Source organism: Nitrosospira sp. CT (assembly GCF_059489795.1).
Window position 1 is genome coordinate 66,617 of record NZ_JCAHZJ010000050.1, and the last position, 23,092, is coordinate 89,708.

Below are 23,092 nucleotides of genomic sequence, written 5' to 3' on the forward strand. Positions count from 1 at the left end.
CTTGCCATCTCCCGCGGGACTCCGGTTTTCCTTTTTTAAGATGACAGCTTCGGAAAGCGGGTAATCTCCGATCTTGTTTCATCCTTGTTTCAGTTTATAAAGTAACGGGAAAGCAGAATTTCAAGACGAGTGTTAAATGTCAGCTATTGAAAATATTTCTTTCGATCATTCGGAGTTGTTGCGTTTCATTACCGCAGGTAGTGTGGATGACGGCAAAAGCACGCTGATCGGCCGCTTGCTGCATGACTCGAAATCGATTTTTGAAGACCAGTTGAGCGCGATCACCCATACTTCGCGCAAGCGCGGGATGGAAGCTGTCGATCTGTCGCTGCTCACCGATGGCCTCCAGGCAGAGCGCGAACAAGGCATTACCATCGATGTGGCCTATCGTTACTTCGCCACGCCCAAGCGCAAGTTCATCATTGCTGACACGCCGGGCCATGAGCAATATACCCGCAACATGGTGACCGGCGCTTCCACCGCCAATCTTGCCATTATCCTGATCGATGCGCGCAAGGGCGTGCTCACGCAATCCCGTCGTCATGCCTACCTCGCCAGCCTCGTCGGTATTCCTCATCTGGTGGTGGCGGTCAACAAGATGGATCTGGTGGATTACTCCCAGGACGTATTTGAACGAATCTGCCAGGAGTTTCACCGTTTCGTTGCCGGACTCAATCTAAAAAATATCGCCTATATTCCGATGTCTGCGCTGAACGGCGATATGGTGGTCGAGCGCGGCAACAACCTCGGCTGGTACGAAGGCATGACGTTGATGGATTTACTGGAAAAGGTTCCGGTTGACCATGACATCAACCTTGAAGATTTTCGCTTTCCCGTGCAATTGGTGTGCCGCCCGCAAACGGAGGAATGGCATGACTTCCGGGGCTACATGGGGCGTATCGAATCCGGTTCCATCAGTGTGGGTGACGAGGTGCAGGTTCTGCCTTCCGGCTTGACTTCGCGCATCAAGGAGATTGTTACCTATGAAGGAAATGTCGAGGGTGCGGTTGCGCCCCAGTCGGTAACGCTGACGATTGAAGATCATCTGGACATATCAAGGGGGGACATGCTGGTAAAAATTTCCCAGCTTCCCCAGGTTACAAAAGAATTTGATGCGATGCTGTGCTGGTTGTCTGAGCAGAGCCTTGATCCCCGACGCAAATACCTGATCAAGCACTCTACACGGTTGGTAAAAGCCGTCATATCCCGCATAGAGTATCGGCTGGATATCAATACCCTGAAACATGAAGCCGCCGATATTCTCAAAATGAATGACATTGCGCGGGTATCGCTCAAGGTCCATCAACCTCTCGTATGGGATGCATACCAGCGTAACCATGCGACCGGCAGCTTCATCGTGATTGATGAGGTTACGAACAATACCGTGGCCGCGGGGATGATCTGTCCTTCTAAAGGCCAGGGCTGACGGTAAGCCCGAGGCTGCTAGGTAGTAGCCGGGGTGTTTAATGCTGCAGGACTGGCAGCAACACGCAGTCCGGAAAGCTCAATAAGGCGTATGGGAGATAAGGGCGGATAAGGGGAACAGGACCTTGCCGCTTTTGTATTTTTAAAGCGGGAAAAAGCACAAACTGAAAAGGGATATAAAACTTTTCGTACGTAATCAGTTTTGATAGCTGATGATTTTTTCCTCTTTTTGATTTCACTTATAACTTTTGAATGACTTTATCATGACAAGTTTACAATCGGCGCTTCACCCGGCACAGGCATCTGACGTTCCATCTCCGGCGCTGGGGTTTGGCATGGCTTTTGCCGACCTGTATCGTCGGGAAGGGCTGGTGAGACTGGATCAGGCATTCCTTGGTTTTCTCGATGAAGGAGAGCCGGGACTACGTGTTCGTCTGGAGCATGCGCGAATCCAACCCGATTATCTCGATCGCAAGGAAGAAGCTGCACTGCTGATTGAAGTCGGGCCCTGGATGGAGGATTTCATTGCCAAGCTATTCGGCATAGAGAAAGAAGCCGGAGCGCTTGCTGCACGTCATCATCAGCTCGCGCCCCTTTATTCCTGCAAGAGGCTGTTCGTGCAGCGGCGCGCCATGAACAAGGTCAGTGAGGCGGATGCTGCCGCAGTGGATGGCGTTGCACTGGAAGCAAAACTGGCGGCTGAATTCGGCACTTCTTTCTCAGAACTGGTTTTTGCGACAAAAGTGTCGGAGTGGCTGCTGAACGAGAGCGCGAATGAAGATCGCCTCAAGGATGCCTTGCTGTATGCCGCCTGGGCGTTGAAGACTCCTGCCGGACGGGAGCGCAATGCAACTGGCGTATTGTTCAAGGCCCCGGCCAAGCTCGATTTCCTGCATCTGCTGTCAACAGAAACGGACACGTCGGCAGGTTATACGATTCACAAGCTTCATCATATACGCCGCCGGGAAGGATTTTCCCTCACCGACCGGGGAACTGACCTGGTGGGAGCCCTGGATGAGGCGAATTACTGCATCTGGTGCCATGAACAGGGGAAGGATTCCTGTTCCAAGGGGATGAAAGAAAAACAGAAAACACCCGATGAGCCTGTTACCTTCAAGAAAAGCCAGCTTGGCGTGCTGCTGACAGGATGTCCTCTGGAAGAGCGCATTTCGGAATTTCACAAACTCAAGACGCAGGGCGTGGCGATAGGCGGCCTCGCGATGATTGTCATCGACAACCCCATGTGTGCCGGCACGGGTCATCGTATCTGCAATGACTGCATGAAATCCTGCATTTATCAGAAGCAGGAACCAGTCGATATCCCGCAGGCCGAGACGCGCACCCTCAAGGATGTCCTGGAACTGCCCTGGGGATTCGAGATATACAGCCTCCTGACTCGCTGGAATCCGCTCAATCTGCGCCGACCTGTGCCGAAGGCACCGACGGGCCGCAAGGTGCTGGTCGTGGGCATGGGGCCGGCGGGATATACCCTGGCGCATCATTTGATGAATGACGGTCATACCGTGGTTGGAATCGATGGTCTCAAGATCGAACCCCTGGAACCGGAACTCTCCGGCGTGAACAAGCAGGGGGAGCACGTTCCGTTCAGGGCCGTCCGCAATACGGATGAGCTGGCAGAGAATCTGGATGAGCGCATGCCTGGCGGTTTCGGCGGTGTTGCGGAATACGGCATCACCGTCCGCTGGGACAAGAACTTTCTCAAACTAATCCGCCTGCTTCTGGAGCGGCGGGAAGAGTTTGCGCTTTTTGGCGGTGTCCGCTTCGGCGGAACACTCACTGCGGATGATGCGTTCGCCATGGGATTCGATCATGTAGCGCTCGCTGCAGGAGCAGGACGTCCTACCGTGCTCGATTTGCCCAATGGTCTGGCGCGGGGAGTTCGCGCTGCGTCCGATTTCCTGATGGCATTGCAGCTGACCGGGGCGGCTCAGAGCAACTCGGTTGCCAATATGCAGTTGCGCCTGCCGGTGGTGGTCATCGGGGGTGGGCTGACGGCCATCGATACCGCGACCGAAGCACTGGCATACTATCCCGTACAAGTCGACAAGTTCCTCCGCCGCTATGAAATTCTTGTTGCCGTTCAGGGCGAAGCAGCGATTCGTGGAGCCTGGGATGAGGAAGAACGCGAAATTGCCGAGGAGTTTCTCAACCATGCCCGCGCTATTCGGGCAGAGCGCAAGGAAGCGGAACGGGAAGGACGCGCCCCGCGAATACTGGAGTTGCTACAATCCTGGGGGGGCGCGACGATCGCTTATCGAAAACGCCTCATCGACAGCCCTTCCTACACGCTCAACCATGAAGAAGTCGAAAAAGCCATGGAGGAGGGTATATGGTTTGCCGAAGGGCTCACTCCCGTCCGTGTGGATACCGATAGATGGGAGCATGCAAAGGCTGTGCATTTTGCGGTACAGGCGCTCGACGAAACCGGCTCCTGGCAGAAAACTGGGCAAGCCGTATTGCCTGCCCGCGCTGTTCTGGTCGCGGCGGGAACGCAGCCCAATACGGTGCTTGCGCGGGAGGACGATAAACATTTCAAGCTGCATGGGCGCTATTTTGCCGCCTGCGATGAAAACGGCGATCCGGCAAGTCCGGCCCGCGGGAATCCCAAGCCTGAGCATCCCACCGTACTGCTGAGTCGTAACGAGGATGGGCGTTTCATCAGCTTCTTCGGCGACCTGCATCCGTCCTATTCGGGGAATGTGGTGAAAGCGATGTCCAGCGCCAAGCAGGGTTATCCCGTGGTCAGTCACGTGCTTGAACGCCTGGCACCTGCTTCCACGAAGCCCGCCTGGCTGTTTTTTGCAGAGATCAATGGCAGGCTGCGCGCAACCGTGCACAAAGTCGAACGCCTCACGCCCAATATCGTGGAGGTCGTCGTGCATGCGCCGATGGCAGTGGAACGCTTTCATCCGGGGCAATTCTATCGCTTCCAGAATTTTGCAACGCTTGCCACAACCGCAGGCGATACCAAACTTGCGATGGAAGGCATTGCGCTTACTGGCGCTTCGGTGGATGTTTCCCGCGGGCTGGTTTCGCTCATTGCACTGGAGATGGGCGGGTCCGCGGATTTATGTGCAAGACTTAATCCGGGAGATCCTGTCGTTCTGATGGGCCCGACCGGCACGCCTACAGAAATTCTGCCGGATGAGACCGTGGCATTGGTGGGCGGGGGACTCGGGAACGCTGTGCTGTTCTCCATCGGCGCTGCGGCACGGGCTGCGGGATCGAAAATCCTGTATTTTGCAGGGTACAAGAAGCTGATCGACCGTTACAAGGTGGCCGAAATCGAGGCTGCGGCCGACGTGGTGATCTGGTGCTGCGATGAAGCACCGGGTTTCACGCCTTCCAGGCCGGGCGATTATAGTTTTGTGGGGAATATCGTCGAGGCAATGGCCGCTTATGGAAGCGGCGCGCTGGGACCGCAGAAAATCCGTCTGGCGGATGCCGACCGTATCATTGCCATCGGTTCCGACAGGATGATGGCGGCTGTAGGCGCGGCCCGCCATGCCAAGCTGAAACCCTACCTGAAAACGGACCATTTCGCCATTGGCTCCATCAACTCGCCTATGCAGTGCATGATGAAAGAAATCTGTGCTCAATGCCTGCAACCGCATAAGGACCCGAAGAGCGGAGAGGTTACGTATGTTTTTTCGTGCTTCAATCAGGATCAACCACTCGACCAGGTCGATTTCGGCGGACTGGCGTCGCGTTTGCGCCAGAACAGCGTGCAGGAGAAATTGACCACCCGCTGGATCAGCCATTGCCTGAAAGAGACGGGCCAGCCGGAACTCGAAGTTTCTGCGGAGCCGCTCGTTAAATAGGAAGCATCGTCTTTCAAGAAAGCGGGAATCCGGGCCTTTTCCAAACCAGCACAAGTGTAGGTCGGCTCTGGCGGACAATGAAAACGTTGTGGGGCAGAGCTCCCACCTACGCTTCTGCACTTCCATGAATTTTACAGCCAGAAGTGCGCGAATCTGGAATCGGAATCATTTCATGCCTGCGCTGATCCCCTCTGCAGGAATGGTTATCGGAAAGTTGGAGAAAAGAATCGGTTTTCATTTGATCGAGCACTGCATTGTGCCCAGGTTCATTTATAATTCGGGGTTTTTGTTGGAACAGGGCTCCGCGACAGGTGCCAGGGGCTTTTCACCTCGCCACCGGGCGTGGCGCATACAAGAAAGATAAAGGGAGATATTCATGCATATAGGAATACCGGCAGAGACCCGTGGGGGAGAGACCCGGGTTGCCGCCACGCCGGAGACGGTCAAGAAATTTACCGCCAAAGGTTTGCATGTCGTTCTGGTACAGTCCGGCGCGGGTGCGGGCGCGAGCATACCGGACGCGGAATACCAGGCTGCCGGCGCAAATATTGTGACTGATCCCGGTGAGTTGTATGGCCAGTCTCAGATCGTGCTCAAGGTGCGCGCGCCCGAGGCGGCTGAGCTCGCATTGATGCGCAAGGATGCGGTATTGATTGGACTGCTTTCTCCGCATCAGACCGAGGGCATCGAAACACTCGCCGCTCACGGCATTACCGCTTTTTCGATGGAAAAGCTGCCGCGTATCTCGCGTGCCCAGAGCATGGACGTGCTGTCGTCGCAGGCTAACATCGCCGGATACAAGGCGGTGCTCATGGCGGCCAACATTTATCAGAAATTTTTTCCCATGCTGATGACAGCGGCGGGTACGGTAAAGGCGGCGAGAGTATTGGTTCTGGGCGCAGGGGTAGCGGGATTGCAGGCCATTGCCACCGCTAAACGGCTGGGAGCGGTAATCGAAGCATTCGATGTGCGCCCGGCGGCCAAGGAACAGGTGGAAAGCCTGGGCGCCAAGTTTGTCGAGGTTTCGCTCAGCGACGAGGAAAAGGCGCAAGCGGAAACCACGGGCGGGTACGCACGTGAAATGTCAGAGGATTACAAACGCCGTCAGGGTGAGTTGGTGCACCAGCGTGCCTCAGCAGCCGACATCATCATTACGACGGCACTGATTCCCGGCCGCCCGGCGCCTGTGTTGATCAGGGAAGAAACGGTGCGTGCGATGAAACCGGGTTCTGTCATTGTCGACCTGGCGGTTGAAGCCGGCGGTAACTGTCCCTTGTCTGAATTGAACAAGGTCGTCGTGAAACATGGCGTGCATCTCGTCGGCATTGCCAATCTGCCCGGACTGGTAGCCGCCGATTCCAGCGCCCTGTATGCACGCAATCTGATGAATTTCCTCAACCTGATGCTCGATGCAAAGACGGGCGAACTCAACATAAATCGTGAAGACGAAATCATCACCGGAACCTTGGTGTGCGCCAATGGGGAAGTTATCGGGAAAACCTGAAAGGACACGGGCCTAGACTGAAAAGCAGTCCATAAGTTTTTATCGCTGCTTTTCCTCCCCTGGCTCGGTCCTGGTAAAAAATTAATAGATTAGAAGGAGCGATCATGATTGGCGAAATTGACCCAACCATTATTAATCTCACGGTATTCGTGCTGGCCGTGTTCGTGGGTTATCACGTGGTCTGGAATGTGACTCCGGCCCTGCACACGCCATTGATGTCGGTGACCAACGCGATTTCCGGCATTATTCTCGTCGGTGCCATGCTCGCCGCCGGACCGGCGGAAACCGACTGGGGCGTATGGCTGGGGGCTGCTGCGGTAACGTTGGCTGCAATCAACGTATTCGGCGGATTTCTTGTTACCCAGCGGATGCTGGAAATGTTCAGAAAAAAAGATAAAAAAGGAAGCTAGTCAATGTCGGCAAATACGGTCGCTCTCGCGTATCTTATCGCCTCGGTTTTCTTCATCCTGGCGCTAAAAGGTTTAAGCTCGCCGCTCTCCGCCCGACGCGGGAATATGTTCGGGATCATCGGAATGGTAATCGCGGTCATTACCACGCTTACCATCACCAGGAACTGGGCGCTGATCATTGTCTGTATCGCATTGGGGGGCGCCATTGGTGCTGTTGTGGCGCGACGTGTGCAGATGACCGCGATGCCGGAACTGGTTGCGTTCATGCACTCCCTCGTCGGTCTGGCGGCGGTATTCATCGCCATCGCCGCAGTCAATAATCCCGCTTCCTTTGGCCTGCCCGAGATATTGCCGATGGGCAGCAAGCTGGAACTGTTCCTCGGCACATTCATCGGCGCCATGACTTGGTCGGGTTCGGTGATAGCCTTCCTCAAATTGTCAGGCCGGATGAGTGGTGCACCCATCACCTTCAACGGTCAGCATAGGGTCAATCTGGTCATGGCGATCATCATGGTTGGGTTCGGCCTGTGGTTTTTCTTCAGCGCCACCACGAACTGGACTGCCTTCGCCACCATGACCGCGATTGCGTTCGTGCTCGGCTTTCTCATCATCATCCCGATTGGCGGCGCTGACATGCCCGTGGTCATTTCCATGCTTAATTCCTACTCTGGCTGGGCCGCGGCCGGTATCGGGTTCTCGCTTGGCAATCCCATGCTGATCATCGCGGGATCACTGGTGGGCAGTTCAGGCGCGATCCTGTCCTATATCATGTGCAAGGCGATGAACCGCCCATTCCTCTCCGTCATACTGGGGGGATTCGGTAGCGAGGGAGGGGCCGTTGCAGCAGGAGATGGAACGCAGAAAACCTACCGCAGCGGCAGCGCGGACGATGCCGCTTTCATCATGGGAAATGCTGACAGCGTCATCATTGTGCCAGGCTACGGATTGGCCGTAGCCAGGGCGCAGCATGCGGTGAAGGAACTGGCGGAAATGCTGCATAAGAAAGGCGTGAACGTGCGTTTTGCCATCCATCCTGTTGCAGGACGCATGCCGGGGCACATGAACGTGCTGCTGGCGGAAGCCGAGATACCGTATGAGCAGGTGCTGGAGATGGATGAGATCAACAGCGATTTTTCCAATACCGATGTGGTGCTTGTGCTTGGCGCAAATGACGTGGTGAATCCGGCGGCAAATGTGCCGGGTAGCCCGATCTACGGCATGCCCATTCTGGACGCGCATAAAGCGCGTACGGTAATGGTGGTCAAACGCAGCATGGCTGCGGGTTATGCCGGCTTGGACAACGATCTCTTCTATATGGACAAGACCATGATGATATTCGGGGATGCCAAGAAGGTCGTTGAAGACATGGTCAAGGCTCTATAGGTCGAACATCAACTGCAATTGGATGATGATGCCGGATGTAATGACGCAGTGAGCGCAGTCAAGGGCTTTTCGGAAGAACTGTTCACTGCGGGCGACCATACATTCCCGATTTTCCGGAAAGGTGGAGGGTACGGCGTCATCCTCCTGCACGAACTGCCGGGCCTCACATCGGAGACTGTCGAGTTTGCGGAGTGGTTGGCAGATCGGGGATTTCACGTTGTCATGCCACTTCTGTTCGGCAGGCCGCTCCAGTCCGTAACGCTCGGCCTGCTGAAAGCGCCTTTCGTATGCATACGGAAGGAGTTCAACATTCTTGCTGCTGGCAAATCGAGCAGCATCACAGTACCGCTTCGGGCTTTGTGCCGAAAAATACATGCGGAATGTGGCGGTCCCGGTGTGGGCGCCATCGGTATGTGCTATACGGGGGGATTCGTTCTGGCCATGATGCTCGAAGCATCCCTCCTCGCGCCCGTCGCCGCACAGCCGAGTTTGCCGCTCTGTCGGCCCGCAGGGCTCGATGTCGAACCCGAAGTGCTGGCCTTTGCATCCAGCCGCAAGGATACGATGTCGTTACTTGGACTCCGTTTCGAGGATGATGCGCATTGTCCCGCAGCTCGATTCAGGCGGCTGGAAGCCTCACTTCAATCTGCCCCGGGATCATCCGTTCCGCGCTTTCACTCTGTTACGGTACCCGGGGAAGCGCATTCCACCCTCACGCTGGATTATCCGACAGCTCTCAAAGGTGGAGTCGATACGCGAAAGGCTGTACTCCAGCACTTGCGTAAACAATTGCTCCGCTCCCCATAGTTCTATCCGTTGCAACCCCCGTCGAATATTTTTTTCGAGTGATTTCACGCCGGTTGTATACTTGTGAGAGTGATGGGAGGCGCTTCCCGGCAGTTGTAGCCATTTATGCGCCATCTCTGCCAACCTTCCGAGGTTCAGTCGTACAATAAAAAAACGCTTTCCTCATTTTCTGATTACCCAGTTATATATGCCGATGCTGATCGGATTGCCCAAAGAAACGAAAGACTCTGAAAACAGAGTCGGCATGACCCCGAGTACCGTAAAGGCACTCACGCGGCGTGGTCACAGCGTACTTGTGCAAAGCGGAGCAGGAGAAGGCAGTTTCCTTTCGGACGACGAATATCGCGCAGCAGGGGCTACGGTTGTTCCGCGGGCGGAAGATGCGTGGGCAGCGCAACTCGTGGTCAAGGTCAAGGAGCCGATTCCTGCGGAATATGGTTATCTGCATCGGGACATGATCCTTTTCACTTATCTTCATCTGGCCTCAGACCGTCCGCTTGTCGAGGCTCTGCTCGAGAGCGGCGTTACCGCTGTGGCTTACGAAACGGTGCAAACCACAGATGGGAAATTGCCACTGCTGGCGCCCATGAGCGAGGTGGCGGGACGCATGGCTACTCAAATCGGCGCGACCTATCTGCAAAAAACACAAGGGGGGCGAGGCGTGTTGATGGGCGGCGTTCCTGGTGTGGCCGCGGCCAACGTCGCCATTCTCGGTGCGGGCATCGTGGGAACGAATGCTGCGCGCGTCGCCGCGGGATGTGGGGCCCAGGTCACCGTGCTGGATGTGAGCCACGACCGTCTGAAATACCTGGATGACATATATCGCGGGCAGTTGCAGACGCGCTTCAGCGATGAATACAATATCGAGGAGGCGGTCTACAATGCCGATCTTGTCATCGGTGCGGTTTTGATCCCAGGGGGACGAACCCCTTGGCTGGTAACGGCGGATATGTTGCCGAAAATGCGAAGAGGATCGGTCATCGTCGATGTGGCCGTGGATCAGGGGGGATGCATCGAAACAAGCCGACCCACTACCCACAGCAATCCAACCTATGAGATCGACGGGGTGGTGCATTATTGTGTCGCGAACATGCCCAGTGCCGTTCCTCGTACCAGCACCTTCGCACTTAATATCCAGACGGCGATCTATACCGTACAGTTAGCAGATGAAGGCCTGGATGCGGTCGGAAAAAATCCGGCATTGAAATACGGAATGAACACGCATCGTGGATCGATCACTTATCCCGCTATTGCGCAGGAATTTGATATGCGATATGTCGATCCCTTGCAGGCGCTGGGGAATGCCTGAATAAAACCCTAACCTGCGCAAATATTTTATGGAATGGATCATGCACCCATGAATGGCTGAGATGCTTCTCCGGTACCGGAGACGGAAATCCGAGCCATGATGCTTGCCGGATTGGGATTACCTGGCCAGCCAAGCGCGCCTCGACGCAGAGGCTCACGTCAACTCGGTCTCGATACGCCCGGATTATTTAGCCCAAGCATTTTTACGCACCCATAATAATAAAATAAACCATCGTCTTTCCATGTCGGCGCACGCCGAATCCATACCGCTGATCGCGTTCCTGTATCAGTTCTTGACCCTGTTCAGGCGAATTCCCGATAAGCCCGGCAGAAAAAGGGGTTTATCATGGTCTCCTTACTATCTCCGGCAAATCCCATGCCTCACAGTTTTACCCTGATCACTACCATTGCTGTCAGCTTCGGTCTTGCCCTGCTAATGGGGGTGATCGCCAATCGGCTGAAGTTGCCCGTCCTGGTGGGCTATCTGACTGCAGGCGTCATCATGAGCGCCAACACACCGGGGTTCGTGGCCGATATGGAGCTTTCAGGTCAACTGGCGGAAATCGGTGTCATTTTACTGATGTTCGGGGTGGGATTGCATTTCTCGCTCAAGGATCTGTTGGCGGTGCGCCGTATCGCTTTGCCTGGCGCCCTCGTTCAGATTAGCGTCGCTACGGCCTTCGGCGCCGCTGTTGCTCTCTCCTGGGGCTGGAATCCGGCCATCAGTATCGTATATGGCGTGTCGCTTTCGACCGCGAGCACCGTTGTATTGCTGAGAGCGCTGGAGCAGCGGGGCTTGCTCAAATCAGTCAATGGTTCGATTGCAGTGGGATGGCTGATCGTTGAAGATGTGGCGATGGTTCTTGTTCTTGTATTGCTGCCCCCGCTTGCGGACTGGTTGCACAGCGACGTGAGCGGTGCCAAAACGAGTGTATCGAGCCTGGGTTTGCTGATCTCGGTCCTGGTTACTTTTGGCAAGGTGGCCATTTTCATTGCGCTGATGCTTGTCGTGGGGAGGCGTGTTTTTCCCAGATTGCTTTGGTATGTTGCCAGCACCAACTCCAACGAACTCTTCATCCTGAGTGTGATCGCTGTTGCGATAGGCATCGCCTATGGCTCAGCCATGCTCTTCGGCGTTTCGTTCGCGCTGGGCGCATTCTTTGCCGGCATGGTCATGAGGGAATCGGATCTCAGTCATCGCGCCGCTCATGAATCGCTGCCCCTTCGGGATGCATTCTCGGTTTTATTTTTTGTCTCCGTGGGAATGCTGTTCGATCCCGATGTACTGATAGAGCAACCTTTTCACGTGGTCGCCACACTCGGCATCATCATCATTGTCAAGTCGCTCGCTGCCTTCCTGCTGGTACTCGCCTTCCGCTACCCCTTGAATACGGCGCTTACTGTATCAGCCAGCCTGGCACAGATCGGTGAATTCTCGTTTATCCTTGCCGGTCTGGGAGTGTCGCTCGGACTCCTGCCGGTTGAAGCGCAGAGTCTAATACTCGCGGGAGCCTTCATCTCAATCACATTGAATCCGCTGGTATTCAAGCTGATTGAACCGGCGCAGGCATGGATACGTTCCCGTTCCGGAGTGGCGCGTATCCTTGAACGTTCGGACGATCCCCTGGCGGAGTTGCCGACCACTGTCACATCAAGTTATGTTACGAGTCACGTCGTGCTGGTGGGATATGGACGCGTAGGCGAGCGCATCGGTGAAACGCTCAGGAAAGAGAGTATTCCCCTGGTTGTGGCCGAGCAAAATCGGGAGACCGTCGAAGGGTTGCGCAAGCGCGGCATTCACGCCGTCGCTGGAGACGCCGCGGAGCCTGCGGTGCTTATCCAGGCGCATATCGCGCGGGCCGCGATGCTGGTGATCGCGGTTCCCGATACACTACGCGCTCGCCGAATGATCGAAACTGCACGTATACTTAACCCGCCGATCGGGATTATTGTGCGTACGCACAACGAAGAAGAGGCAGCGCTACTGAGAAAGGAAAGCGGGGGAATGGTGTTTCTCGGGGAACACGAACTTGCATCCAGCATGGTCCGGCATGTGCTGGCGAACTTCCCCAAAGCCGACATGGATGCCGAGCATGAGGTACACGAACAGATAAAGCGGCCTCAAGGTTTGACTTAGGTTTGATTTGAATGCGTTTTCATCGTTTCGCAGGGTGAATTACCGGATCCCGGTAGAGGTTCGGGATCCAGGAAGGAGATAGGAAGGAGAATTCAATGACTGACAGGATCACCATTTATCAGAAACCGACATGCAGTAAATGCAGGGCGACGCTCGCTCTGCTGAAAGAAAGCGGGGAAGAGTTCGATGCAGTGAACTATTATGACGCACGGCTGACCGTTGAACGGCTGCGCGAACTGATTGACAAGCTTGGTATTCCGATAATGGATGTATTGCGTCGAGAGGAATCGCTCGCACACGACCTCAAGCTTGTCGAGCGGCACCAGGCAGGGCAGTTATCCGATGAGGAATTGATGAAAATCATGGTGGAGAACCCGGATCTGATTCAGCGTCCGATCGTTGTAAGAGGCAATCAGGCGGTGCTGTGCCGTCCCCCGGAGAATGTAACGAAGTTGTTGTAACATATCCTCTTCAAAGCCGGCATCCCTTGACGCGGCTTGCACCCATGAAAGGGATGCACCCTGGAGCTGGGGAAACTCGCGAATCAATTTGTGATATGCTAACCATGTACGGAAAGCGATAATGAATTTCAGATTAATCAAAGCGTTAAGGATAATTTCCTGCCTTATTCCCGCTGCCCTGGCGGGAGCGACTGCTACTGCTGCGGAAGCCGAATGTTCCGGATGCCTTTGCCCTGGAAATCCCTGCCGATTGTGTCCATTGCCACCTTCATCAAAAAATGCTTCTGCGATGCAGGACGAGTCGGATGTCTGTCGCAAGATCAGGGAAAAAGTGCCACCGGTTTCCGCAAATACCGACCCGGACGAGCATTATGCGAGCCTGGATAAATCGATCATGGAATGTGTAAGAAATGGTGGTGACGTTGTCATGAATTCACGACGGAACAAGGAGTTTCCTTCCAAGCATTATTGCAAATCTTATCTTGCTCCCGGCGCCTCCAGTGCCCCAGCGAATTCATCCAGGACGAAAAAATAGAAATCAGAAAAGGCCGCATGCCCGGACTGGATAGCGTACTGGATAGAACAGTAAGCATCCTGCATCATCGCTGCCGGATCCCGGCACTTCCGATCGTTTGAACTGCCTCAATGGGGTTTTCCAGGCCTGCGTGGCAGGATCAGTATGAGGCAAGGGCAAATAAAATTGCTCCGATTCCTCAAAGGAACCAAAGAAGAGAAATGATTGCCCCCGGGGAGTCCGGAAGACAGGATAGCGCAAGCGGTTCGTGGGTAAGGCTGCGGCGTAAGCCCAAATCCTTTGTCAAACTCATTCTGCTGGGCTTTGCCCTGGTCGGCTTGCCGCTGATCGTTGCGCTCATCAATAGCGCTTTTTCCATTGACCGGTTGGCGAACCAGAGCCGGAAGGCTGTATATCAGGCGGCGGAGATTGCGCACAGCAGCCGCGCTCTTGCGGATGAAATCGCGAATATGGAGCGGGCGGTGCGTCAGACTCACATTCTGGGTGATACTGCTCTGCTGGAGGGTTATTTCCGCGGGCATGCCGGATTCGAGAAAATCGCTGCAAGCCTTGCCGAGCTTTCTCTCAGCGACGAGCAGGGACGATTGCTGGTGCAGTTGAAATCAGAGGAAGCTGTCATTTTCGAAAGGGTTTCTGCCGTCAAGGAATCACCGGAAGAGCTGCGTAAACTAATCGGCAACTTCGGTCACCTGCGGGATTCCGCACGCTTCTTTTTCTCGCTCGGGTACGCGCTAATAGAGCGCGAGGTGGACGAAATGCAGGATATGGCCGGATCCGCGCGCTTTACGGTTGGCTGGCAACTGCTTGCACTGATTCCATTTGCCATATTGCTCGCCTTCTTTTTTTCCTTCCGGATCGCCCGCCCGATCCGCCAGATTGAAGAGGCCATTCGCAGCATGGGGCAGGGGAAGCTGCATAAGGCGATTCGGGTGGATGGCCCCCAGGACCTGGTTTATTTTGGCGAAAGACTGGATTGGATGAGGCAGCGCCTGCTAAAGCTCGAAGAGCAGAAGACGCGGTTTCTGCAGCATGTTTCTCACGAACTCAAGACCCCGCTGACGGCCATGCGGGAAGGGGCGGATTTGCTCGTGGAAGGTGTAGCTGGAAAGCTGACGGAAGAGCAGCAGCGCGTTGCCAGCATCCTTCACAGCAATAGCCTGCAGTTGCAGCGGCGCATCGAGGATTTGCTGAGTTATAGCGCCCTCCAGACCGAGAAAGCCGCGCTGGTGAAACAGGAGGTGAGTTTGAAGAAGATTCTGGATGCGGTATTGCACGATCAGAATCTCATCATTATGAACAAAGGCCTGAGAATGGATTTGTCTTGTCCGGAAGTGATGCTGGAGTGCGAACCGCAAAAAGTCAAAGTGATCGTGGACAATCTTTTATCGAACGCCGTGAAATTCTCACCCAGGGGAGGATGCATCCGCATCTGGACAAGTGAGACAGCTGGGATTGCGCAACTGGATATAGTGGACGCTGGACCCGGAGTGGATGACGCCGATCGGGAGAAAGTATTCGAACCGTTCTACCAGGGGCGAAAAGTGCTCGACAGCCACGTGAGGGGAACGGGCCTGGGATTGTCGATCGCCCGGGAGTATGCATTTGCGCACGGCGGGAACATCGAGCTTGTGCCGCTGGCTAATCGCGGCGCCCACTTCCGGCTTACCCTCCCCGTTCATGATGTGCCTGAGGGATCAGCATGAGGAGCGTGCTGCGCATAGGAGGATTATGGCTGGTTCCGGTAGCGGCGTTGATGTTTCTGGCCGGGTGCGCAGCCATTGAAAGCGTTGAAAGCCCCCGGGCTGTCGAGCCGCCGCCGGCCGAACTGGTTGTGACCGGGCAGATGGATGATATGATGGAGTTTTATGATTCCATCCGCAAGCAGTCGCCGGCGGAGGTGAGCCGGGTATACGACAAGGCGAAACAGAGCTTCATACGGAACAAAAGCGACACCAACCGCGCCCGTCTGGTACTGCTCCTCATCCTGCCGAATACGTCCTTTCGAGACGTTACCTCTGCAACCCATCTGCTCAACGAATGGCCGAAAGACTCGAAATCGGCAAATAATTTGCAGAGTTTCAGAAACCTGCTGGCCGGCTTGCTCGCAGAGCAACAACGGCTGAGTCACAGCATCGAGGAACTTTCGCAGAAACTGAAAGATGAGCAGAAGCGTGCAGAAACCCTGCAGAGTCAGATCGATGCCATAAAAAGCATGGAAAAGAATCTGCTTAAAGAATTGTAAAGAAACGTAAAATCATGTCCGATGCAAAACCCAAAATTCTGATCGTTGACGACGACACCGATCTGCTTGAGCTGCTGACCATGCGCCTTACGGCGGCGGGATACAAAGTGGACGCCGTCCCAAGCGCAGAGGCTGCCCTGAACTATCTGGATGTGTCCCGTCCGCAACTGGTCATCAGCGATATGCAGATGAGTGGCATGGATGGCATGGCATTATTTGAGCAAATCCATCGCACCTTGCCAACCTTGCCGGTGATCATACTCACGGCGCACGGGACGATTCCCGATGCCGTCACGGCTGTCCAGCGAGGGGTATTCGGTTATCTTGCCAAACCTTTTGACAGCAAGACGTTGCTGGCCAATATCAGTCAGGCGCTCAAGTTCGTTCCGGGCGCCGTATCGCAGAAAGAACTGTCGCAGGCATCGTGGCGCAAGAATATCATCACCCAGAGCGCTGTCATGGAGGATATTCTCACTCGGGCAGGACTGGTTGCGGAAGGTGACGCCAGCGTGCTGATCTATGGAGAAAGCGGCGTGGGCAAGGAACTGTTCGCGCATGCCATACATGATGCATCCAAACGGTCCGACCATCCGTTTGTCGCCATCAATTGCGCGGCCATTCCGGAACAGTTGCTGGAATCCGAGCTGTTCGGGCATGTCAAAGGAGCATTTACCGGAGCTGTCAGGGATCATAAGGGTTTATTCCAGCTGGCTGAGGGAGGCACTCTCTTCCTCGATGAAATCGGCGATATGCCGGTTTTGCTTCAGGTCAAGCTGTTGCGCGTTCTGCAGGAAAGGCAAGTTCGACCGGTTGGATCGACGCAATCGATCCCGGTGGATGTGCGTATTATTTCGGCCACTCACCGCGATTTGAAAACAGAAATCGCTGCTGGAACATTTCGGGAAGATCTGTATTACAGGCTGGACGTAGTGTCACTTACCATCCCGGTTCTGGCGCAGAGGCGCGAAGATATTCCCTTACTGATAAATTACTTTCTCAGCACGTTTTCAGAGAAATACCAGAAAAATATCAATGGTTTCTCTCCCGAAGCCATGGAAACACTGGTTGCCGCATCCTGGCCCGGCAATGTGCGCCAACTCATGAACGTCGTCGAGAGATGCGTTGCCTTGAGTACTGCACCCCTTATCTCGCCGGTGCTGGTCTACGATGCAATGCACCGGGAAGAAGAGCAACTCGTGTCTTTCGAGGATGCGCGCAGAAGTTTTGAACGGGATTATCTGGTGCGCGTACTTAAAATCACGGGAGGAAACGTCACCCAGGCAGCACGCCTCGCCAAGCGTAATCGGACGGAGTTCTACAAGCTGCTGCAGCGATACCAGCTCGATCCATCCGTCTTCAAGCAGGCGCAGATCTGAGAAAAAGAGGAACTGGACTAAGCGGTACAGGTTCCACTGGCGTCCTCCTTTTTCCCTTTCTGACCGGATCAGGTCTGACCCGCGATGGGTCTGCGCTCATCCTCGACATATTGGTCGCCTTTCTTCACGATAAAGCCCAGTTCGGTCCACCACCGGACCATGTCAACATAGTCATCTATGCCGCGAGAAAACGGCTGCAGACCGGAGGCGGTGATAACATCGACAGGGCGTTGAGCCGGCCACCACAGCTCTCCGCAAGCGAGAAAATCCGCCTGCCAAGGTAACGCCATCCGTTCCGTCAGAAAACCCGGAGGAAGCGTCTGCCTGATCCGAAAGGGTGCCTGGTAAGTTGCTGCCTGCGCGATCACATATGTGACCTCGATACCCGGAAAGAACGGCGCTCCGATACATCCTTCCAGGACAGCACGGGTCAAAGCGTCCGGCTGCTGATTCAATGGCAATTCGTCGAAAGCAACCGGCGCTGGTTCACTCGTCCAGTCCGCTTCGAAATCACCCCGTGCCCATCTCTCCATGAGGGTGTACTGATACTCCGTGAGTGCGGTGTATTCTCCTCGCTCGGGGTTGTCCGGATCCAGTCCGCTGTTCACTTTAGGCATGCTGGGTGGCGTCTGGCGCGGCGGGGTATTGGGATCGACACGCGTGTTGGGTTTTGTCAGCCAGCTCAAGACCGTCTCGCGCGCGGACCTTCCATTCTCGGTCTTGTCCGCGAGTTTGCTCAATCGAGCCGGATTCAGAAAATTGCCGGCACCCCCGTGATGCCGGTTTCTCTCCTCGACTACCCAGTGAATCAGGACTACGCGCTTCAGTATCGGGTAGATATGGCGAGTGAACGAAGGCACATTTTTTATCAGGAGAGGAGAGAAATTTCTGGAGGCAACATTGACGGCCTGATCGTACCAGGTGGTTACGTTTTCGATGCCTGGTGCGTAGGAAGGCGGGGCGACGACAACCCAGGCGCCTTCTTCGGCAGTGACGGGCGCTTCTCCCTCGACCTCCACCACGGCATTCACCGGACCATCGGAAACCCCATCGTACCAGCCATCATTGTTGGCAAAACTGTTCAATCCCTTGCCAAGGGGAGAGCCTGACTTGCCTGGGCCGCCAATAATGATCAGCCGCCCGTTCTCATCGGTAAGCAGCCGTCCGAGATCGATTTTTGCGCTGCCTTCCATGTTGCCATTCTTTATGAAATCTATTTCTCCGTTCAAGGGGACAGCCGGTTTGCTCTTTCCCGAGATTGACCGCAACGTAGCATCCACGACCAGTCCCGCTCGATCATATCCTGGATTCCGCGGCGAACCTCCAGGACCGCCCGGAGGAAAATTCCCTCCCGCCGCTTTTCGATTGGCAAGGTGAACACTCCATGTAATCGTTGTTTTTTCATTCGCAACGATCTCGCTGTCAATGGTTTCCTTGCCGAAATCATCCCTGATAAATTTATAAATCCTGAATCGGGCTGCCTGCGGCTTTATTTTTCCGGAATTGTCGCGATAGGGTCCAGGGGGAACGATTCCGGGAGATTCGGGACCAAAAAAATACGCGCTCTCGCTGTTTCCTATGCGCGCAATTCCTACTGCCGGATAAATGCGATAGACCGTTTTCATTCGAGTCGCTTCCCTTTCCGTTGATTGTGCGGCGAATATCGGTTACTCCAAATCATAGCTGCTGCCACAAATATTTCCATACTTTCTTTGTTGCTACCGCTTTCCTAATTCTCAGGCTGGTTTGGTGAAATATCCGGGAGTTGACTATGTTCGGCAACGAACGGAAAAGGAAGCCAGCGTCCTACAAACTATTCACATAACGGATCATTTTGTCGCATTGCTCCTTTTGCTTTTTTTTGTTAAGTACCTGCGTTTAATCACTAGGGATGTGCGCTATGAGTTCCTTGTATGATGATGTTTCTGAAGCCCGGGCTGTTCGCATCCCGGCAAGCGGGGTCGTGCTGAATGCCGATCTGACGATGCCGCCCCACGCGCGGGCCATTGTCGCCTTCGCTCATGGCAGCGGCAGCAGCCGCCACAGCATTCGCAATCGCTACGTGGCTGAAATGTTGAACACATATAACTTCGCCACTCTCCTTGCCGATCTCCTGACTGAAGAAGAGGAAGTCATAGACATGCGCACGCGGCATCTACGGTTTGATATACCGATGCTGGCGGACAGGTTGATCGATATCGCTACCTGGCTCCAGCAGGAGTCGCAGACGAGAGATTTGAAAATAGGCTGGTTTGGAGCGAGCACCGGCGCTGGGGCAGCGCTGATTGCAGCGGCGCAGCGTCCGGAAAATATCATGGCCGTGGTTTCACGAGGCGGACGTCCCGATCTCGCAGGTGCTTATTTACCGGAGGTTGTAGCGCCTGTACTTCTCATCGTAGGGGAAAACGACCCTCAGGTTCTGGAACTCAACAAGGAAGCGCTCGCCCGCCTCAATACCGAATCGAAGCTGGAGATCGTGCCGAACGCCACTCACCTGTTTGAAGAACCGGGAACGCTGGAGGCAGCCGCCGGTCTTGCCGCCGAATGGTTTCAGGGCCATTGCTAGACAAGTAATAGACAGGCAATAAAGCCATGCCAGGCGGTGAATATCACTTCGCAGACAGAGCCGAAGCAGGGAGGATGCTGGGGGAAGCGTTGTCGGTCTACGCGGGAAGAACCGACGTGCTTGTTCTGGCGCTTCCACGCGGTGGGGTGCCCGTTGCTTACGAGATTGCGCGGATGCTGGCCGTACCGCTGGATGTGTGGCTTGTACGGAAACTAGGTGCGCCAGGCCAGGAGGAACTGGCAATGGGAGCGATGGCAGGGACAGACCCTCTTGTCCTCAACAAGGAAATCATCAAGCTTCTGAATATCGATGAGGCTTCCATCGATGCGCCCATAACCAGGGAGCGGACTGAACTGGAACGGCGCAACAAACTTTATCGCAGAGGCATGCCTGCCCCGGACATTCAGGGGAAAACAATCATTCTCGTCGATGACGGCCTGGCTACGGGTGCGACCATGCATGCTGCTATTGTTTCTTTACACGACGCCGGTGCTGCAAGAATCGTTGTGGCTGTACCCGTCGGCACAACATCGGCATGTCGAAAATACGCCAGGAGGCGGACGATCTCGTGTGCCTGTATACACCCGAACCTTTTTTCGGGGTAGGGCAATGGTATGACAACTTCATGCAAACTCCGGATGAGGAGGTACTGGCGCTCCTGGGACAGGAAACAACCCATCGGCGAACAACCGAAGCTCCAAAGGGAGCGGCTTAAGGGGGGATTCAAGGGAGGCACTCAGGGGAGACTGAGGGAATTGCAGGACTCCCTCGCCTGAGGGTCCAGGAGGATTTCATTATGGCTGATATCGATTTTGATTACCATTTGATCGATGTGCTGGAGCAGGACGCTCGCCCTGTGGCGGAGTACGATGCTGGCCGTGAGTTGATACGCGCGGTACGCGAGCATGTGAAGGGAAAAAAGTTTGTCCTGATCGGTGAAGCGAGCCACGGTACAGCCGAATTTTATCGCCTGCGTGCTGAAATTACTCAACACCTCATTGTCGAGGACGGATTCGACGCTGTTGCGGTCGAGGCGGACTGGCCGGATGCCTATCGGGTTAACCGCTTTGTTGCGGGCCGGTCGGAAGACAAGGATGCGGATGCGGCCTTGTCCAATTTCGAACGGTTTCCCACGTGGATGTGGAGGAATACCGAAGTATTCGCTTTCATCACATGGCTGCGCAACTATAACCAGGAGACGGGGAGATACAAGCGCGAGCAGCAGGCACCGGTGGGGTCAGTGGGGTTTTATGGACTCGATTTATACAGCATGACAACTTCGATGCAGGCCGTGCTGGCATATCTGGATAAGGTCGATCCGGAAGAAGCTCTCGCCGCCCGGGCGCGCTACGGTTGCTTCGGCCAATTCATCGAAAATCCGCAGGCGTACGGTTATGCCATTGCATCTGGGCGATGGGATTCGTGCGAGCAGGAAGTGATCGCACAGCTCATGCAGCTTCAGCGGAAAGGGCGGTTTTACGTTGAAAAGGATGGCGCGTTTGCCGGAAACGAATATTTCTCGGCGCAGCAGAATGCTGAGCTGGTAAAAAATGCGGAGGAATATTATCGCGCCATGTTCAGGGGAAGACCCAATACCTGGAACCTGAGAGACCAGCATATGTTCCAGACGCTCGAAAAGCTCGCGAGCCATCTGGAAGACCAACTGAAGCGGGAAGCGCGCATTGTTGTCTGGGCTCACAATTCTCATCTTGGCAATGCGGCGGCCACCGAGATGGGGCACCGCGGCGAATTCAACATCGGCCAGCTCGTTACCGAGAAATATCGGGATAAGTCGCTGCGCGTCGGGTTTTCAACCAGCCGCGGAACAGTGACAGCGGCGACCGACTGGGACGGAGCCGCCGAAACGAAGACTGTCCGCGAACCGCTTGCGGGCAGTTACGAAGAAATTTTTTCGCAACTCGAAAAGAAACGCTTCTTTTTCGACCTCACCGCTGGAGGTGAAGCCGTAGGATTTTTGGAGGAGGAGCGGCTGCAGCGTGCGATTGGCGTGATCTACCGGCCTGAAACCGAGCGCATGAGCCATTACTTCTATGCCTGTCTCCCGCGGCAATTCGATTTCATGATTCATATCGACAAGACGGGAGCGCTGCAACCGTTGCCCGCATTCGTCCACCGCCGGGCCGGTGAAATGGATGAGACTTATCCTTCAGGCTTGTAGGAGATCGTCTTTCTCAATTCTTAATTCTTAAGGTGCGTGCAGGAAGCGAAGCGCCCTGCATCGCGACCGTTCAAGCGAACCGCCTGCGTGGAGAGCTGAGTAAGTCGTCTCCTCCCGTACTCCATCCCTCAAAGTTGAAAAATATTCGTTTGCCGGTCTCCCGGTGGGCAGACGTCAGTGCGTGAATAGGACCGGCTTTGCCCTGAATTCCGGTATCTTCATCCTGTCGGCGAACCGAATAAATCTTCTCCTTTCTCCTGTGTGCGAATAGTTGGCGAAGTTCCTATCTAACCGGTCCGCTCTGATTCCAACTACGCGAAAATCCGCCTCCGCTACTTCCGTATGTATTCATACTCAATGCCTCGATTTCCTTGCTTTTTGAAAAATGCGGTCTATTTTTAAAAATGCTGCCCTTGTAGATAAAAAGAGCCGTGAACAGACAAAAATGAAATGAACTCGGAGGAGGCATAAAATGAAAACTACAAAGAATAATCATCAGGGTATAAAAATTGAATCCGTGGGTCGCAACGTTTTTCAGATACTGCCGATCGCAGCAGCAATGGCTGCATCCGGCGTTATTCAGCCCGCTTTTGCTGTCGATCGCACATGGTTTGGTGGCACGGGAGAGTTTGGAGTCGATACGAACTGGTCGCCCACGGGTGTGCCGGGCAGCGGTGATAAGGCAGTTATCAATAGCGGGAACTCCACTCTGTCAATCAACACGGCGATAACCAGTCTTGATTTATCAGGAGGCGTCCTTGGAGGTACAGGAAACCTTACGCTCAGCGGTTTGAGTACCTGGACTGGCGGAAGCATCAGGGGTGCGGCCACGACTCAGTTTGATGGTGGTTTGTCCATCACTGGCGGGGCGCGCAAGGATATTGAGGATGGGCGCATCATCAATGTGGGCAATACGA

General features: G+C 54.8%; 18 protein-coding genes. 17 read left to right on the top strand and 1 reads right to left on the bottom strand.

Features of this window, described 5'->3' with window-relative positions; genetic code table 11:
* Positions 1 to 136 precede the first annotated feature (136 nt).
* The 13 genes from cysN to AC52W5_RS08755 all read left to right on the top strand — a co-directional run bounded on the left by cysN (position 137) and on the right by AC52W5_RS08755 (position 17,430).
* Entirely contained in the window at positions 137 to 1,426 is a 1,290-nt protein-coding gene (gene cysN / locus AC52W5_RS08695; RefSeq protein ID WP_495670709.1) for a sulfate adenylyltransferase subunit CysN, read from the top strand.
* Positions 1,427 to 1,688: 262 nt separating this feature from the next.
* The gene (locus AC52W5_RS08700; protein ID WP_495670710.1) at positions 1,689 to 5,267 is read left to right on the top strand and encodes an FAD-dependent oxidoreductase; all 3,579 of its coding nucleotides are present in this window, start codon (positions 1,689 to 1,691) and stop codon (positions 5,265 to 5,267) included.
* 376 nt (positions 5,268 to 5,643) lie between these two features.
* Positions 5,644 to 6,771, top strand: a complete 1,128-nt coding sequence (locus AC52W5_RS08705; protein WP_495670711.1) for a Re/Si-specific NAD(P)(+) transhydrogenase subunit alpha — start codon at positions 5,644 to 5,646, stop codon at positions 6,769 to 6,771.
* A gap of 104 nt (positions 6,772 to 6,875) precedes the next feature.
* Positions 6,876 to 7,181 (top strand): NAD(P) transhydrogenase subunit alpha part 2, encoded by a 306-nt coding sequence (locus AC52W5_RS08710; protein ID WP_011380496.1) that lies wholly within the window; start codon positions 6,876 to 6,878, stop codon positions 7,179 to 7,181.
* 3 nt (positions 7,182 to 7,184) lie between these two features.
* Positions 7,185 to 8,564: an NAD(P)(+) transhydrogenase (Re/Si-specific) subunit beta gene (locus AC52W5_RS08715; RefSeq protein WP_074974335.1), complete on the top strand. Its 1,380-nt coding sequence runs from the start codon at positions 7,185 to 7,187 to the stop codon at positions 8,562 to 8,564.
* Positions 8,565 to 8,612: 48 nt separating this feature from the next.
* Positions 8,613 to 9,371 carry a dienelactone hydrolase family protein gene (locus tag AC52W5_RS08720; protein ID WP_495670712.1) on the top strand — a complete coding sequence of 253 codons (759 nt, stop codon included), beginning with the start codon at positions 8,613 to 8,615 and terminating at the stop codon, positions 9,369 to 9,371.
* 193 nt (positions 9,372 to 9,564) lie between these two features.
* Entirely contained in the window at positions 9,565 to 10,680 is a 1,116-nt protein-coding gene (gene ald / locus AC52W5_RS08725; RefSeq protein WP_495670724.1) for an alanine dehydrogenase, read from the top strand.
* Positions 10,681 to 11,055: 375 nt separating this feature from the next.
* Complete coding sequence (locus AC52W5_RS08730; RefSeq protein WP_218155117.1) at positions 11,056 to 12,816, top strand: cation:proton antiporter domain-containing protein; 1,761 nt, start codon at positions 11,056 to 11,058, stop codon at positions 12,814 to 12,816.
* A 95-nt stretch (positions 12,817 to 12,911) separates the two neighbouring features.
* Positions 12,912 to 13,277 carry an arsenate reductase family protein gene (locus tag AC52W5_RS08735; protein WP_074974331.1) on the top strand — a complete coding sequence of 122 codons (366 nt, stop codon included), beginning with the start codon at positions 12,912 to 12,914 and terminating at the stop codon, positions 13,275 to 13,277.
* A gap of 121 nt (positions 13,278 to 13,398) precedes the next feature.
* Complete coding sequence (locus AC52W5_RS08740; protein ID WP_074974330.1) at positions 13,399 to 13,812, top strand: hypothetical protein; 414 nt, start codon at positions 13,399 to 13,401, stop codon at positions 13,810 to 13,812.
* A gap of 200 nt (positions 13,813 to 14,012) precedes the next feature.
* Entirely contained in the window at positions 14,013 to 15,515 is a 1,503-nt protein-coding gene (locus AC52W5_RS08745; protein WP_495670713.1) for a HAMP domain-containing sensor histidine kinase, read from the top strand.
* Positions 15,512 to 16,054 (top strand): dihydrolipoamide acyltransferase, encoded by a 543-nt coding sequence (locus AC52W5_RS08750; RefSeq protein WP_495670714.1) that lies wholly within the window; start codon positions 15,512 to 15,514, stop codon positions 16,052 to 16,054. Before AC52W5_RS08745 ends, AC52W5_RS08750 begins: the two co-directional genes overlap by 4 nt.
* 14 nt (positions 16,055 to 16,068) lie before the next feature.
* A complete protein-coding gene (locus AC52W5_RS08755; RefSeq protein ID WP_074974327.1) occupies positions 16,069 to 17,430 on the top strand; it encodes a sigma 54-interacting transcriptional regulator in 1,362 nt (453 codons plus the stop codon).
* 68 nt (positions 17,431 to 17,498) lie between these two features.
* On the opposite strand, the gene AC52W5_RS08760 is transcribed toward AC52W5_RS08755, so the two are convergent.
* Positions 17,499 to 19,055, bottom strand: a complete 1,557-nt coding sequence (locus tag AC52W5_RS08760) for a LodA/GoxA family CTQ-dependent oxidase (protein WP_495670715.1) — start codon at positions 19,053 to 19,055, stop codon at positions 17,499 to 17,501.
* Positions 19,056 to 19,330: 275 nt separating this feature from the next.
* On the opposite strand from AC52W5_RS08760, the gene AC52W5_RS08765 reads away from it, so the two are divergent.
* From AC52W5_RS08765 to AC52W5_RS08780, 4 genes are all read left to right on the top strand, one after another.
* Positions 19,331 to 19,996 (top strand): dienelactone hydrolase family protein, encoded by a 666-nt coding sequence (locus AC52W5_RS08765; RefSeq protein WP_495670716.1) that lies wholly within the window; start codon positions 19,331 to 19,333, stop codon positions 19,994 to 19,996.
* Between the two features lie 26 nt (positions 19,997 to 20,022).
* Entirely contained in the window at positions 20,023 to 20,601 is a 579-nt protein-coding gene (locus AC52W5_RS08770; protein ID WP_495670717.1) for a phosphoribosyltransferase, read from the top strand.
* A 191-nt stretch (positions 20,602 to 20,792) separates the two neighbouring features.
* Positions 20,793 to 22,175, top strand: a complete 1,383-nt coding sequence (locus tag AC52W5_RS08775) for an erythromycin esterase family protein (protein WP_495670718.1) — start codon at positions 20,793 to 20,795, stop codon at positions 22,173 to 22,175.
* A gap of 472 nt (positions 22,176 to 22,647) precedes the next feature.
* On the top strand, positions 22,648 to 23,092 hold a 445-nt coding region (locus tag AC52W5_RS08780), incomplete at its 3' end, for a hypothetical protein (RefSeq protein ID WP_495670719.1).